The organism is Brevibacillus nitrificans, from assembly GCF_003710965.1.
Lineage (GTDB): Bacteria > Bacillota > Bacilli > Brevibacillales > Brevibacillaceae > Brevibacillus > Brevibacillus centrosporus.
Genome location: NZ_RHHU01000012.1, coordinates 94,986 through 111,666, shown reverse-complemented (window position 1 = coordinate 111,666; position 16,681 = coordinate 94,986). Strand labels below are relative to the sequence as shown.

General features: G+C 46.6%; 9 protein-coding genes. All 9 read right to left on the bottom strand.

Annotation, left to right across the window (positions count from 1 at the left end):
* Positions 1-206: 206 nt before the first annotated feature.
* Positions 207-488 carry a hypothetical protein gene (locus tag EDM59_RS20420; RefSeq protein ID WP_122925307.1) on the bottom strand — a complete coding sequence of 94 codons (282 nt, stop codon included), beginning with the start codon at positions 486-488 and terminating at the stop codon, positions 207-209.
* A gap of 597 nt (positions 489-1,085) precedes the next feature.
* Positions 1,086-3,803 carry a phospholipase D-like domain-containing anti-phage protein gene (locus EDM59_RS20415; protein ID WP_122925306.1) on the bottom strand — a complete coding sequence of 906 codons (2,718 nt, stop codon included), beginning with the start codon at positions 3,801-3,803 and terminating at the stop codon, positions 1,086-1,088.
* A gap of 3 nt (positions 3,804-3,806) precedes the next feature.
* The gene (locus EDM59_RS20410; RefSeq protein ID WP_122925305.1) at positions 3,807-6,674 is read right to left on the bottom strand and encodes an anti-phage-associated DUF1156 domain-containing protein; all 2,868 of its coding nucleotides are present in this window, start codon (positions 6,672-6,674) and stop codon (positions 3,807-3,809) included.
* Entirely contained in the window at positions 6,674-7,261 is a 588-nt protein-coding gene (locus EDM59_RS20405) for an anti-phage-associated DUF3780 domain-containing protein (RefSeq protein WP_122925304.1), read from the bottom strand. Before EDM59_RS20405 ends, EDM59_RS20410 begins: the two co-directional genes overlap by 1 nt.
* Positions 7,258-10,326 (bottom strand): anti-phage-associated DUF499 domain-containing protein, encoded by a 3,069-nt coding sequence (locus EDM59_RS20400; RefSeq protein WP_122925303.1) that lies wholly within the window; start codon positions 10,324-10,326, stop codon positions 7,258-7,260. The genes EDM59_RS20405 and EDM59_RS20400 overlap by 4 nt, the downstream gene beginning before the upstream one ends.
* A gap of 334 nt (positions 10,327-10,660) precedes the next feature.
* On the bottom strand, positions 10,661-12,742 hold the full coding sequence (locus EDM59_RS20395; RefSeq protein ID WP_122925302.1) for a DEAD/DEAH box helicase: 2,082 nt from the start codon (positions 12,740-12,742) through the stop codon (positions 10,661-10,663).
* On the bottom strand, positions 12,717-14,285 hold the full coding sequence (locus EDM59_RS20390; RefSeq protein ID WP_122925301.1) for a BREX system ATP-binding domain-containing protein: 1,569 nt from the start codon (positions 14,283-14,285) through the stop codon (positions 12,717-12,719). The genes EDM59_RS20395 and EDM59_RS20390 overlap by 26 nt, the downstream gene beginning before the upstream one ends.
* 2 nt (positions 14,286-14,287) lie before the next feature.
* Positions 14,288-15,505 (bottom strand): BREX system ATP-binding domain-containing protein, encoded by a 1,218-nt coding sequence (locus EDM59_RS20385; RefSeq protein ID WP_122925300.1) that lies wholly within the window; start codon positions 15,503-15,505, stop codon positions 14,288-14,290.
* An 18-nt stretch (positions 15,506-15,523) separates the two neighbouring features.
* Positions 15,524-16,666: a BREX system ATP-binding domain-containing protein gene (locus EDM59_RS20380; protein WP_183192975.1), complete on the bottom strand. Its 1,143-nt coding sequence runs from the start codon at positions 16,664-16,666 to the stop codon at positions 15,524-15,526.
* Positions 16,667-16,681 lie beyond the last annotated feature (15 nt).

Sequence of the window (16,681 nt, the reverse complement as noted above, 5' to 3'; positions counted from 1 at the left end):
AGGAGTGGTACAAGGGGAGGATTGTTATTGTGAGGTATGAAGTAAACTAGACTTCCCCTTGGATTGCTTTGTGCTGACACAATGCGCAAAGTGAGTCCAGTAAGTAAAAATTGCATGGTATTCGTAATTCAGTGAAGCGGCGGGAGAAATTTAAATGACTCCCGCTTTTTCACAAAAGGGAGGTACCTCCTTTAGCGTTCCCCTCCTTAATTGGTATTCTTAAAATTGTATTTCTTATTGATTTTCTCTGCTATTTTTTCCAGAAAAGCATCCACTGTCATTTTTTCTACATGGTTTGTGTACCAGGAGAGCTTCGCTCCTTTGTCCACCCCGTCATATTCCACTTTTAGTGGTATGTATTTTTTCATCGCATAAGTATAGTCGAACTTGATGTAAAGTTCGTTGCCTTGCGGGCATTCCAGGATGACCGTGTAGTTTGGGTTTTTGTATTCCGGTTCGAATTTTACTTTTTTGATTTTGGTTTGCATGGGGTGCTCCTTGTGGTTAAACATCTATTAAAAATTTTACTGTAATTTAATAACCCTTTAATTCGTATATAGATAGATTAATTTTCTTAGTATGTTATTCAGTTCTAATAATCTTTGCATTGGTTAAAATATATTATCAAATATAATGATGGACAGCAGCAACCACTATAAGGATTTGTCTCAACGCCTTAGTCAAAACTTGATTTACCTTTCTTTCAATCTTACATCGGAAGAAATCCATAAACGTGTATAAATGGATTTCAAATATCAATCTCTATGATTTGTAGAATTTAGATCATTCAGTCTTAAAAACAATGATTAAGACTCAGATACAAAAAGGAGTGGATTAATCCTCACCTCCACTCCTTCCTTGTATAGTTTCTTCTTCATAACAATGATTATTATTGATATTTTTTTCGAGTTAATGTCACTAAAAACTAATGCGTGAAATTATTTAACATGTCGGCGCCCGTCCCCCACAATACTCGATATTCGCTCAAAGTTAATCGTTGGAGCCAAGTAAATTGTTTAGTTTCCAGTTTTATACAATCACTACTCTGCACTTCCGGACCTGAGAACGTTCGGATGCGGCTCTTATTACCAAGGCTCACTTAGTTTACTTACAATGTCACGACGAGATAAAACAGAAGCACATCGTTCCCATAAATGTGCCTCAGGATCTATGGTTCCACGATATTTCACAGAAAAAGCATCCTCAGCTTTTTTCCTTTCGTGCATGTACTCGTTCATTCGGCGTTTAAGCTCTTCTTCGTCCTTAATCCATTCATCATCGATTGTATCAGGGAGGCTTCCAAAAATGTCATAGGTGTCGCGCAGACGTTCTGATAAAACATTGTAAACTTTCTCATCTTGTGTTTCACTGTAAACAAGATTGAGCATGTCAACAAACTTTCGGGCCTGACCGAACCGTTTAATTCTACCCAGTCGCTGTTCCAGACGTGACGGATTCCAAGGAAGATCGATGTTAATCAAGGTGCCTAGTGTTTGAAGGTTCAAACCCTCGCATGCCGCGTCGGTTGCTACTACTAACCGAATTTCGCGGGTTCTAACAGCGGCCTTAATGACTTCACGTTCTACATTGTTAAACTGCTCGCCTCGAAAAAGTCCACTCTTCCCTACCCCCGCATATACGGCCACAACTTCACCTTTGAAAGACTTCGCAAGCTCTTTGGCAATCCATTCAGCCGTATCGAAGTACTGGCTGAAAATAATACAGCCATGTTCAAGCCATGTCTTCCCGTCTGTCCTGAATTCAGTTAAGAACCACTTCACGGTATTGAGTTTAGAATCTACTGCTTCAGCACGAGATAGCTGTGTCTCTATAGCTTTGAGACAGGAAACCTCTGCAGGAGTCATTTCAGTAAGGATGTGTTCTACTTCTTCAATACGATCCTCATCCTCATTAGTAATAGAATGCTTGAGCATTTTCTGTGCGGTTTTCAAACCAGAAGCAAAGCTCGAACAAATACGCTGAAGCATCAAAGACTTCATAAAGCCGCCAGCTTTTGTTCTAGATTGAAGAAGCGTGCAAAACTCTTCGGCTTTTTCGTACGCCACCTGAAAGGGTGTATTTGTTGGAATTCCCAATCCAACAAAACGAGAATGATATTGAGCCGGATTTCGAGTTACCGGATGTGTATTGACGCCGACTTTTTCCAAAAGTCCATCGTCTTCAAGCTGTTTTCGCTTTCTTAAAACGGTATGACGCAATACAGGGTTATTTTCTTTAAAAAATCTAGGGTCCAAACATTCAGAAAGCCACATGTTCTGAATCATGTAGTCAAGGTCTTCAAACCGGTGAGCGCATAAAAAAGCCTGGGTGTCGATTGCCAAATGATCGCGAATCTGCTGGACTATATGATGCTCATTAGATGGAGGCAGTGGGTTGCTTAACCACCTCCATACCTCTCTCTCGGAAGTAACTTGGCTTTTTCCAGTCACCAGTGGGATAGCTTGTTCATGATCTCGCCAAGGTGATAATGGGTCACCAAGTACAAACTCTGCACCACTATTCAGGATCCCTAAAAGATCCCAAAGTTCCCGGACGTCCGTCTGGATGGGTGTCGCAGTACCCAGTATCAAATGCTTAGTACGCTTCCCGATTTGATGCATGAAAGCAAGAAGATTATTCGGTTCTGCCGCTTTATTACCCAGCCCACCTCTTGCTCGTGCTTTGTGTGCTTCATCCAAAACGACTGTCCCGAATCGATTCTTAAGAAGCATTCCAGCTTCTTTGACGAACTCTGACCCCTCCCGCTGGTGCATGATCAATCCAGTCGATATGATAGCGATCCTATAAGGACATTTTTTTATAGACGATGAATCTCCGCGCGGTGATAAAATCTGCCCTTCAACACCAAGCCAAACTTTTTTTTGAGAAGACCAGACTGCCGCGGGCACCCCTAGCTTATCCATCATCTCAATTTGCCACTGAATCGTTAACGTTGACGGAGCAAGAATGAGAACCGGACCATCATCAAGAAGAGCACTCACCAAAGCACTAGTTGCCATGGAGAGTGTTTTACCAACCCCGACCTCATCGGCTAGTAGTAAGCGGGCTTTACCATATGTTTCCCGGTGCTCTAAAAACAAAGTCACAAAAGAGCGCTGCCATGGCTGCAATTGTTCTCCTCCTCGATATATCGGAGCTTCAGCCATTGCAGCAGCAGGGACCTCAGACGGCTTCAATACTTCTACTGTGACCTCCCGACGGTTAGCTACACGATTGATTTCTGCCAAGATGGCTTCCGGCAGAGGAACACCGTCATTCCACAAAGCCCAGAATTCTTTCTCCACCCAATCAGCACTTTCCTCTTCGTCATCCTGCCATACCAGCTCATAATTATGGGCAAATGCACTTTTTGACTCGTTAACAGAACCAATGAACGATTTGCGACTACCATTCGGATAGTGTATAGATCCGGCTTTTCCGTGAAGAAATAGGCGCTCCCGCGGCACAACCCTTATTTCCACATTACCAGACTGCAATAGCTTATCGAGGATCTGATAGCGTTCTTTTTTCAGAAGTGCTTCCGCTTCAACATCTACTTCGTTCCAATGCTCTTTAAGGGCTGTGTTCCGCCTTGTTGCCATCTGAAAATCAGTCAAGTCCAGTTCAGAATTACAAATAATCTTCACTTCAGGAATTTTTGAGATTTCTTCGCCTACCAGCTCGAAAATAGAACTCCTAAAATAGCCTGCAATTCGGAAGTACTTTGTTGCACCTTTAAGAGTTTCAGCCAAAAACTCTGTATCTAATCTTTCCGTTCGAGATGAAAAACGCTTTAGCGTCATATTTTATAACCTCTGGTTTCTTATCGCCTCCGCGAGTATGCGTGCGCAGCTCGCCTCAATATCGGGTTTGTAGGTTTTAGTGTCTTTCAGACCTTCACGTTTTTCCGCCAGATAGTCTGCCATATTGGAAAGCAAAGTCTTGTTGGGCAGATAATTAGGACAGTTTTCCATCAGATGCAACAGCACATCTTCTACTTCTACCTCTTTGGAGAGTTCAAAGAGAGCGTAAAGTAAGGCGCGAAGCGGTGTCCTCGCAATTTCAGCATCCCCGGACATCATTGCGCTTTTGAACTCCGTCGACAGCTTCAAACGTGCCGAATTTGCTTTGGAGCTATCGCTCATCAACTGGTCAAAGTGATGGACTTTGAAGGCTTTGGCGAAGTTCTGGTAATTATCCAATGTATTGGCACCTTGATGTTCCATCTCCGCCATCTTAAGATAGAAACGCTCCACAGGCTGCAGTTTCTGCCACTCCCCTTTTTCAAAACCCACTGGGACAAGGAACTGGACAGCAGTCTGGACAGCAAAATCGATCAACTCATCCACAAAGGTCTTTTTGCCTCTTTGGCGAGGTGCTTCGGCCTCGGTGACCATGTCCTTGCCGTCAATGCGGGAGTAAGCTGTGAGGACTTTTAGAGCTGCTGCATATCCTGCCATTTGTAAGTCAGCGTCGTTATATAGCCCTTCGGAACCCTTGGCACGCACCTTGCTATCCAATCCTATCAACGATTCAACCTGCTCTCTTACTGCTTCCTCAATCTCCCACCCCAGATCATCTCGAAAGGTCTCCAGTTCCTGATTGCGTTTACGGAGAACAAGAATAACAGTACCTTTAACATTGGCTCCCTGACGCAAGGCAGAATCTGTTTCCGTAACCACATACCATGCAGCAGTCACCTGCAAGCCACTAGCCCAAATAATGTTCGCCATGTCCGCCCATATTGTCCCACTTTGATGGGTAAACATTAAAATTTGAATGCCGTTGTCTGGCATCATTTGGGTCATCTTACGGTATGCAGCAACCATTCCTTGCCGGAAGCCCTCATCCTCACCCTTGATTGCAAGGGAACGACGGCTGTCCCATACCCAGTTTTTAAATTCTTCTGGAGGATTCTTTCGAAGCCAAGCTATAAAAAATTCTAGAATTTCTTCATACTTTACCGCATCTCCATAAGGTGGATCTGTTATATAAATATCATTTTCTTTCGTTAATTGATCTACAGGGTTGGCTTCCACAAGCAAATTGATATTTTCACTAAGTGGAAATGATTTGTAATCCGCAAATATCATTGGTAAACAATTGCTTAACGCCCGGCTGCCATAGTTGTAAAGTGTGTTCAAGGCTTGATTATCGAAAACCCCCTTAACACCTGCACGCCCTCCACCAGAATTATCCCACCTGCTTAATTTACTATTATTTTGGACAAGTTGGAAAAAAGCTGGTTTTAATCTTGCTGAACTAAACCTATTCACCAAACCGAGTAACAGCAACTGTCTTGGATTAAATAAATGATGCCAATACGTCCAACCTCGCTCCCAAATTGGCTGCCTAGTGTTATATCCCATTTCAATCCGCATATCCGGTATCCAACCATTCGTTTGCCATTCTGAAAAATTCTCTTCAAGGTAATCCTCAATAATTTGCTCTCTCATTAAGTCTTCTTTTGTGACAGAACGAAACTCAAACCTTTCCTTGGTCTTCCCTGCGCTAGGGTTTTCCTTACTTTGTACCCATTGGATAGCATAGAGCCTTTCTTGAAAGACATCGTTGGGTCTTGGTTTAAAATCACTATTATCCCAACCACGTAATTTATTCCCTGTAGACCCGTCCTCCTTACGGAAATCTCCCCGCAAGGTTGAAATCTTAGATCTAAATTCTTCGCCACTTACTGTATGAAGCAAATATGGGTCTTGTCCACGCCCATCAGAACGAACGGTACCTTTTGCCGCTTCAATAAGTTCATCTCCAGTAACACCTATCTTTACTTGTATTTCATAACGCTTCTCATCTTTAATGGGAATCAATTCTACAATTGCGTTCTGATCCTTGCTTAAAATACGCGTAGGTAAAAGTGGAACCATCCAGCCCGTTTGAGGGCACCGAACTTCCATGCAATAGAGAAAAACCCTTGGTTTCCATCCATTTTCATTTGCTTCTATACCAAGTTGATCTACCACTTGCTGAATTTTTTGGGCTAAAACCTTTTGCTCTTGGGCAATAAAGTTACGACTTTCTGGGTATCCTCCAACAATATTGAGGCCCCCCCAGGTAAGCATACAAGCAACTGGATTAATATCTGATGCATAAACATCGCAACCTAACCTTGCTGCTTCAAACGGAATTTGGCCTGATCCAGAAAAGGTATCAGCAAGTCTTGGTCTACGGCCAAAGCGGGCTATACCGATTTGCTCTACAAGGTCAAGATAGGAACTGGCTGAAGTGCCAAGGTGCTGGTTAACCTTAGACCAAACATGATTAAAGAGGGAATCACCTAACTCTTCCGACCGTTTTGCGATTCGGACTTGATCATTGAAAGGTAACAGAAGATATTCCCCAACAGTATGCCGTCTTGAAGCTGGTAGAGTTGCCTCAATCCGCTTTTGCATCGTTACTGAATCCAATCCCATCAACAACTCAAAAATCTCCAAATCTTTGAGGGGATCATCTGTGGCAGGAAGTAGCGAACCCAAGATGCAGGCTTTGTTCAATATTAGTGGCTTTCGCCCCTTCCAATAACTACCGAGCGCAGTTAGAGTCTTCCCTTGGTTTGCCATCTGCTCCTTATAGCTCTCAGCAGATATTTTTTGAACCGGAAACAAATGTTCAATCAGTGCCGGTTTGTCTCTCCATTCAAATGGTGCAAGTGCCATTAGATATCTCCCTTTTCTGTAAAATCAAAAAGAGTCAGATCCTCCTTCTGTTCTGGTTTCTGTCTGATCTTTGGTTTCTTTTTGGTCTCTAACTTAATATTGGAACCATCAGACAAGGCGCAGTAAAGTGCTTTGCGCCAGCCACGCCAAGATTGATTGGCATGTCCTGCTTCAGAAGAAGTTTTGCTGTAAAGCCACCAGCGCTCCTCGGGACGTAATGCCAACCACTTTTGGCATATAACAAGGCACTCATCAGGTGAGGCATGCTCCGCTGCCCAGCCAAGGACGCATAACTCCCTACCTAGAAAGCGGTCCAGCTTGACTTTCCCGATTGTCCAACTACCGGTACTCTGCTTTTTGCTTTTTAAGCGGGCATTAAAGTCTCTTCTGGCATCATCCCGAATTTTGTTCCAAAGCTCACGAGCCAAAACCAGTCTACATTCAACTGTTTCTCGGCGTGTCTCATCGCCATCGAAGCCAAAATCCTCATAAATACAGATAGCATCACGTGGAGCCGCGGGAATATCCACATAGAAATGGTGCATCCCAAATTCTGTTGGCGCTCCAAAATCTATAGTGCCACTCATTTTTGGTCTACCTCTCCGTTGCCTATTTCAATACCTAGCTGCTTGGTAAATTGCTCTAAATCGTAACCGGTTGGCGTATAGGCTTTTTTAAATGTCATAATTACAGGTGCATCTGGGCTAAGGAGGGTTTGAAGATGTGCAAGCTCCTTTTCAATAAACCCTGCACTGATCCTCATTTCACCAAGGGATAAGTGGATCACTTTAGGTGCAGAACCCACCATTAGCGTCACCTGTTCAAATTCGATGTTTTTTTCTTTTGCCATCTTCAGTCCCTCATACGTTTTCGAGGAACTATCCAGGCGTTTTGGTGAAGCGCTATACAAAACTGCAGGGGCTTCTTTAATTATAGGAACTTCCTTGGAGCCGGATTTGTAAAAGGTAAAGTTTCGCTTCACCTCAAGGCCGTCACACTCAGCAAATACATAAATTGTCGTTTCTGCATCACCTATTTGAATAGGACCTGTATAATCAAGTCCGTTTCGGGGTTCTGAACCGTCCAAGGTGTACTTAATAATACCTTTCGGCGCAACAAACAGTTCAACTGTTCGAGAAACTTCATTAAATTTATTTCGCAATGTCAGGCGGTTCTTCCATGTTGTAGGAGCACCAGTTAGGTTCCTCCCAGTGGGGTCGACGGCAAGAAACTGAACCCGCAATGCTTTGGTTGCCAGTGTATTATCATTCAGTACTGGGCTACTTTCTGAAACTTCGCTTTCCTCTGCAAAATAGATTCGAGGACTATTGCCTGCATTCACCACATCGATCTTCAACCGCACCGTGCCCGAGTCATCCGGTGAAGAATCTTCACTAATAATGACCTCTGTTGTTTTGGGTTTCGGCTTTTTCGTAATAAAGCCATTCCCTAAGTCCTCCCACACACCGCGCTGGCAAGCTTCAATGGCTAATTGGTCGAAACCACGACTTGGAAGCCACGGCATTTGCGTCTTCTGCTTCATTCTGTCGAGCAAGTCAGTCTTGCGCGCCTCATCCTGTGAACCGAAAAGCAAAGACTCGGCTCTAGCACGAAGGGCATCAAAGTTTTCGCTGATCTGGGTATATAATTTAATGGGGTCAGACGTCAGCGTTTTTACAACCTGCCGTTCACCATTGTAGGGTTCATTGGATGGATACGTACTATCGAGTGCTTTAGGACGTAGCACATCTTCCCCCCTATTGTTCCCCGGAAAAAGAAGTTTGTCGAACACGGAAAGAACCGTGGTTTGGAAATCCTGTTCATATTGAGCCTTCTTCTCATCAAGCTCTTTTCGCTGCGGATGTGAATCGGGAATTTCCTTATCCGCTTTTGTTACTGCATAGACATGGCGGGCAGCTTTATCAATACTGGCAATAGACGACTTATCCCCAGTTAAAACCAGCACATTATTTTTGTTAACCAAATCCTTAAAAAAGTTTGCAACAACACCTGGAGGGGTCTTTCCATCAGGACTAATAATCAAAAGTGCCCGTCCTGTTTTAAGAACAGCCTCTGCTTCGTCCATTTCAGGCAAAGGTAACACTTTTTCATATGCTTCTTTGGTTACCGGTTTATACATCTCTTCAAGGCGATGGCGGATCAATTCATCCACCTTGTTTTGCGGAGCTTTATCCGCATAGCCTTGCAGCTTTTTTGTTAAATTCTCCTGATGACTGAAATAGTTACGGCCTTCTTGAGTCTGATGTAAGTACCATGCTGATTTTTGAAGCTCACTAAAGGCTGTTAAGAACCCACTTCCTTGGTGATTTGGGTCGATTAAGCATTCAAGCATTTCGCTTTGAGTGAGCCCCTTTACAGAATTGACTGCAGTAGAAAGGCTTGCAGTTAGCAACAAAGTTCCAACCTGTTTTGCGTAATGATTCCGGCTATTGATGTCGATGATCTGAGCATGAGCGCTGTCAGTGGAATCCCAGAGGTCTCTTGCAATCACATCACGCATTTCTGAGATATCAGCAAGCTTCTCACGAACATCGTGGATGGAAAGATCAAAATGCTGGGCGCCAATCAGATATACGTCTTCGCTGCTTTCCCAGACGGATTTCAGAAGACGCGAAACCAATTCCATCAAGCCGCGTGTTTGTTTGAATTTTTCATTTTCCTTAAACAGGGCAACAATACTCTTGAAGCTTGGATGGAAGGGATAGGTTGATTCAATCTCATTGGCCAATGCCTCAGCGCTTCTTTCAACCGTTTTTGCTTTTGCTGCTTCTGCCAGCCTTGATGCATAGACTGAGGCAACTTCTGCTATCTCACTTTTATCCGGCAACGAAAGAAAAAGACGTTTGCGAAGAATTTCATAGATTTCATTGGACTCCAAGTTAACTGGAGTAATAGATACTTCTGCACGCCCCAGCTCCTGTGTAGCATCATCTAGAGCGCGTTGAATTAGCTTTCCGCCAGTATCGTAGGCAGCCTCCAGGTCGGATACGACAATACAGACATTTTTCTTTTTTTGTGCTGCCGTCAGCATATTGGAAAATGCTCTGGTAACAACGTCGGCAATTGTTCCATGCCCTAAAACCTGAGTGCTGTAATAATGGAAATATGGAGGCATCTCATCCAAGAGAATAAGAATGGGCTCTTCTCCATCGAGCAGATTTATCCAAGACTGTTCATCTGGAGCTTTTGCACCGGATTCCCAATATTCCCTGAAAAGACTCTCCTTCCCTAACTGACGAGCAATTTCTCCCCAAAAATATGTATGAGGATTGTTACGTCCATTAAAGGCGGCTATCTTAGCAGAACCAAAATCTGACTGATATGGCATGGAGCCTATTTGGGTCTCTCGAAGAGCAGAATCTTTTGCAAGAAGTCCAAATCCAACCATCAAGTGTGTTTTACCTCCACCCATGGCCTGTTTAAGATGGAACACAGTATCGTTTGACTTTCCGGCAAGACGTGCCATACCTTTGGAAAGAAGAGTCTTCATTCCATCTGTTATAAACGTTTTCTTAAAATAATCTTGTCCGTTGGTATCTTGAATGATCTGATCCAGTTGCTCGATTTGATCACCAACATTTATTTCAAGGGCTTTGGGTTGTAATTGGCACGCAGATTTGATTGTTTTCATTATAAGCTCCTTCATTCCGTGGAGGGACTATGCTTTCTTCCACTTTTTATTTATACCATTTTTTTTAATGCTTCGTCGTGGTATTGTATAGTTTTACCCTTGTATTTGCTGGATTTTTTCTCGCGACCGATCAATAGCGACTCCCCTCACTGCTTAATTAATATGTTTTTTTGCAGTTTCATCGAAGTCGCATTTATAGTTCGATCTTGATATCTTCCTTGTTGACTCATAGCTATAATGTCTAATCCCTCACTACGTGCACATCACTTTATTGTTGTCCTTTCCAATATACATGTCGGATTAACAAACTCTGTAATCGATTGTACTCCAAGTATCATGAAAGGAAATGAGACAAGGAGGTGGATAGAGAGTCACCACTTGTCTCCCATACGGATTTGGTGATCCACTCCAGACTTCTGTCTACCTGAAGCCATCCCATTACTTCCTTAATCCGCATCTCCTCCGGCAATACCTTATTCGCATAAGGACGTCCCAGCCGGGATTCGATCAGATCCAGCTGTTCTGCAGCAATCAATAGAATCCGATCAAAACTGGCAAAAGCCAACCACTTCGGCTTGCGCTGCCCACTAGCTGCCGGGATTCGCACATAATAGGGGGTAGGATAAAAAGCTCGCTTATCGACACCTTGACTTTTCTCAGCTAGCTCCATGACCAAAGCCATCTGGATTCCGCCGAGATGGAAAATGTACAGCTCATCCCCCACTTCAACGACCGGCCAGATGCGCTCGGGAATCCCCAGGTATCTTCGGACGAGCATGGGATGCATCGTATTTCGGATGGCGGGACCGCTGACGTACTGCCATTGGCTGGGGAGGCTTCCCGATTTCTTGACGGCCGCCACCTCCAGCGTATAGTCTGTTTGGCTAGTCACGCGAAACGTTTGCCCTCCCGTAAATACTTCATTGCCGCTAAGCAGTCGAACCCCTTTTGCGATTTTCTCTCCTGTCCTCTCATTCACGACAGTCTGCCCCGCGGCTGTCTCTATATTGGAATGAATCTCACCAGATGAAGCCCGCTCCAGCCAGTATGGTCCGAGCCCAATCCCGTTCGGAGTTTCGACCAGCTCTTCCTGTGCAATGAGCACTTGCAACAGCTGATCGATTTCCCGAGGCTCCGCTACCTGTTGAAAAAGCTGGTAAAACATCTTGCGTGAACGGACATTTTTCGGGCTTTGATAAATGTAAGAAGCTATCTGCTGACGCCAAACAGCAAAATGACTGCCGCCCGCATCTTCTCCCAGATAGCCATCCCTCGCAGCTTGCAGCATCGCTTCCTGGATGAGCATGTCCCGCTCGCTGTCCGCGCACAGCACGACTCGGGTCTGCTGCGAACGGCGATTGCTCCGGCCGACCCGCTGCAGAAACGCTGAAACGTCTGGTGGTGGACCATCTAAAAAGACGACGTCCAGATCCCCGATGTCGATCCCGATTTCTAGCGTGGATGTAGCGAACAACACCATGCGGTCCTCTTTCTTTGCCCGTGACTCCACCTGTTCCCGCCAGGTTTTGCTCAAACTCCCGTGATGGGCAAAGACGCGGTAGCCTTTGTCTCTCAAGGGTGCATCGAAAGCGTAGGCCAGTTCGTCTACCCGCTTTCTCGCGTTGCAGAAAACGATGATTTTCTCCGGCCGGCCGAGCGACATGATATATGCGGGCAGCCGCTCATAAATAGATGCCCCCGCATCTTCACCAAACTCTATTCTTTCAATCTCCCTTTTTCCCGGGATCTTCAATACCTTTCCATTCGGCATGTATGCGTCAAGCAGTTCACCCGGGTCAGACACGGTCGCACTTAACCCGATGATCTGCATTCGGTCATCCGCAGTCCATCCCTGCTTTTTGGCCTGTCTGCGCAATCTGTGCAGTCTTTCCAGCAGCCACTTTGTCTGCTCTCCTCGCGCTGTTCCATGGAGCAGGTGGATCTCGTCCAAAATGACGGTCCTCACATAAGCCAGGAGGTGGTCGTCAGTTTTTTTCCGCTTCCCCCTAGCCAGCATGCTGTCTAAAGACTCTGGCGTCGTTATCAAAATGTGAGGTATCGCTTCCGAAGTGCTGCGATATTCCCCCGTTCTCCGTTGCAAACGCAATTGCAGACGCGCAGCGGGAACCTCCAGACGGGCGAACAGATCATTGACGAGCGCTCTTGTTGGCGAAACATACAGCACCGTCCATATTCCCGGCCGATGAAGTTGCCTTTCGAGTACAGGAGCACATGCGGCTTCCGTTTTCCCGCTCGCTGTAGCGGAACAAATCAAGACGTCATTCCCATCGAGAATAGACGGGATGGCCTCGCGCTGCACCTGAGTCAGTCTGCCGAAATGTTCGAAGAAGGCTGGCCATGTCCCTGTCAATTGCCGGGCAAGATCATAATCAATTTGCCTCTGATTTGGCTCCATGCTTCGGCACCTCCGGAGGACCGTACAGCATATCCAGAAACGTCACGTACCACTTGATGAATTGACGCAGCATCCCGCTGTCGTCATACCCGCGGTTTTCCATGAGAGAGTGTACTTCCTCTGCAATCTTTCCTGAATAAGGCTTGCCGAGCATGTACGATTGCTGGTAGAGCGCATAAATCTTTTGTGCGAGCTCGAGGCGCTGCTCTTTTTGCCAGGTTCCAAGGGTGTAGATCATGCCGCTCGACTGCTTGCATATCTGATCCAGCCTTGCATCCGCGGGATTTGTGATCTGCCCCAGCGTGCCAAGGTAGACAGCTAGTGGGGATGCCGGCAGGGAGCGGTTTTCCCCTCGCATGTAAGAACCTACTACATCGATTACTTCCATGAGCTGTGCTTGCTTGCTCTTGGTCAGGTTCACTTCCACTTCGAACTCATCTATTGTAATGACTAGACCCTTGAACCCCGCCATTCTGGAGAGGACTGCGCAACTGACCAATGCTTCCAAGAAATCGTGGGAACGCTCGGCAACGGCTCGGGAAATGGGAGAGCGTAATTTCAGCTGCGGCAGGAACAAGTTGGGCTCTTTGCTCAGCCTGCTGTTGACTTCCGTAGCCGTATACTCTTCGCTGCCATTTAGTACGCCCTCGATCATGTCCTGATACGTTTCCGTGTATCCCATTCTGGCAAGCAGCTGAATCGTGGCCATATTATCCGTGAGTTTGGTCAAATGCAGATTCGCCACGGAATGCGGCGTGTATCCGTATTGAATGGCCCTCTCGTAAAGGGACAGCAGTGGCGATTCCGTTTCAAAACCGTGTCCTCTTACACTGTTCCACAGGGCGTTTATCAAGCGTGCAGGCTCGGAAAGGCTGATGGCATTGCCGTCCACCTCCACTTTGGCGACCAAATAACCCGCTTGTTCCGCCAGATAGCGCAGCACAGCCATCGTATGGCTTTTCCCCGTTCCATACGGGCCCACCACCTTGTGCATCCTTTGGAACCCTTTTTCTGGAAAGCTGGCGAATGCCCAATCTTTTATCGCGGAGAAGCCCATCGTCAACTGTTCGATATGACCATTCGGCACCAGTCCAAATCGCAGAGACTCCAATGTTTTGCGCGCTTGCAACCGGACCGGATCCATCGGCAATGAGACGATACGCGTGCCTTGTGGTGGTTGAGTCTGTGCCACGGGTCGCTGTACTTGCTGTTTGGGTTGTGGCTTGGGTGGAGATTGTGTTTGAACCGCTTTGTCAGATGTTGCAAACGTTGCTGAAGCTGCGGCTGCCCCCCTGTGGTTTCCTTTTGCTCCAATGATTTCATCAATCAAATCGAGCGTCGCGTCTTTATTCTCCTGCTTCGGTGAGCTTGACTGGTTGTTCCCGGAGATTTCCGCTGGCCGCATCGCATCGAGTTTCAAGTCAACCTGCAGCCGAAATCTCTCAATCTGGACTAGGGCGCCCGTCGGAGTGAGTTTGACAATCGTCCCAGGTCCCATCCCGTTTACTTCCACTTTCATGCCAACCTGAGGCGTCCACATCATCTTCACACCTCATCTTCCTCGGAGTCTTGAGCCGCTGCTACTTCATCCGCGTCGTCGTACATGCGCAAGAGCATGGTGCACACTTCTTTCACCATGGTACGCCTGGTGCTGCTGGACAAGTCTTGTTCCACGATCCGCAATGCCCTGTCGCGGACGCGTTCCAGAGCAGTTTGCCGCTTTACCGGCATTTCTTCTTCAAAATGTTCATACATCAGTTGGACCAGTTTTTCCCCGATCTCCCGCAAATCCTCGAGCATGTCGGAACGTTTGGTCAAATCAATCAAAGGCGCGAAAGTGTTTCCATCAAAAAATCCCTCATTCGGAGCCGGGTCTGCAATCCTCTGCTGAAGCGCAGCGAATGCGTCCATTTTGGAGACGACATCGGGAGTCAAGGCGTACACCAACAACACGGAGCCTTGATTCAGCTCCACGATCGAGTTGATATTCGCCATCAGCATGGAGTGAATGCGTTCCATCTTTTTCTTATCGACGGCAAAGCCTTGCTCCGCCTCATCAAAGCAGACGACCGTTCCTTGGTAACCGGCATGCTTGACGAATTGAAACAGAGAAAACATCGCCCGTTTCGCCTGAAGATTTTTCTCGGCTGCTGTCACCGGTGACAACTGTAATTCCTTACAAAGCTCCCGGTTATCCATTTCTCCGCCCAACCATTGACACAACCTGTCAAAGCGGTCCCTGTTGTCGTCCAGATAGGCACTGCAGGCTTCGCGCAGCATTTTTCCATAGGCAGTCAGGCGAAAGTCGACTTGCTCAAGCCCGCTGATCCAACCTTTCAACAACAAGTCTCCTGTGTACGGGTTGTCGGATTGGCTCTTGATATTCTCGACTATCCCCTGGATCATGCTGCCTATGCCATGCTGGTTTGAGTGCGGCAGGCGGATTTCTTTGGCGACTTCCTTGAATACCACCAGATTCTGTGTAAAGTCGACATCTTTATTCAATAGCACTTTGGCAGTGACGCAATTTTCTCCACGGGCTATTTCCATCAGGTGGTGGAGAAAGTGAGACTTCCCGGAACCAAAAGGCCCGACCACAAATTTTTCTGCGGACGCTCCCCGATCGAACCTTCTTTTCAGGTAGACCTTTTGCAGGCGAGAAAAAGCATCGTCATAGCCCACGCCAAACAAGCTGCATCCTTCTTCCGGTGCAGTGCCATGCGAAGCCATGCTTTCCAACATCGTCAGTATTTTGTCCTTCATGGTAGTTCTCCCCTCTGCCTACAAGCGGCTCAAACAGGCATGTGACAACGATTTCATCAACTCGCGCTTGTATCCGGACCCAACATTATTCTCCAGGACCCGTTGCCCGATGCCGGTCATCTGTTCCCGCAAGCCGTCTATGTTTCCCTGCAGTCTTTCTACATGGCCAATAAACATCTCCGTGCTCGCCTTCAAGAAATCTTCCGGGTGCTGCATGATGTTCACCTTTTCCAACGGCAGAGTGGGAACGCGCCAAGCTTGCTTGGGGAGACCGCCGCTGACCATCTGAAGGCGCTGCCCCAATGCCGGGTAGTTTCGCGAACACATTTCCAGAAAACCTGGGAGGACAGCAAATACGGAAACCGTTCCCACTAAAAGCCCTGTCGTACATCCATCGATCAACCGGCGCATCAGATTGGCTGCAATACGCTGACTTCGCGGCGGAATTGACCTTGTGGATTGCAAGGTCCTTTCATTCTCGTCAAACAAGAGCAGGACTCCCGGGACTCCCAAATGATACAAGCCTCCGAGAACTGTCTTGAGCACCAGCTCTGCATTTCTGCCATTCAGCGGTCCCTTTACTCCCAGCAGGTTGTGCCTCCTCATGTCTGCCACGCTTACCCGGTTCCCTGTGAGAAAATCACGCAGCGTGTTCCAGGCGGCAGCATTCAGATGCTCCTTTTGGGCTGCCCACCATAACGCATTGTGAAAGCCAGGGTGGACAAGGTGCACTTTCTTGAGGTTATCTGCATGAATGGTGCGGCCCGCCTGAAGAGCAGAAATGATCGCAGGCAGGGATCTCACCATTTGATTGTTGACCCGCGCCTCCATGTTTTCCAAAATGTATGCCGTAATCTGTTTCCAATCCTCGAGCCGCAGAGCCTGTGACAAATCGGCACTCGCAACAATCATTCCTTTTTCCAAAGCCCGTTGTCGGAGCAATTGAAGCAAATGAGTTTTCCCCGAACCGTATGCCCCTTCAAAAAATTTGCAGGTGGCTCCTCCATGAGAAACAAAACCATCCATTACTTCCTGTTCGAAATAATCGAGATAGGGTCTTGTTCCCACATCGAAAAGATGAGCGCTCCCTGGATTCGGTATTCCATATTGAGCCAAGGTCTCTAAAGCATCGATGACATCATCCCGATATCCTGTTGTCACGTCCGTCATCTCCTT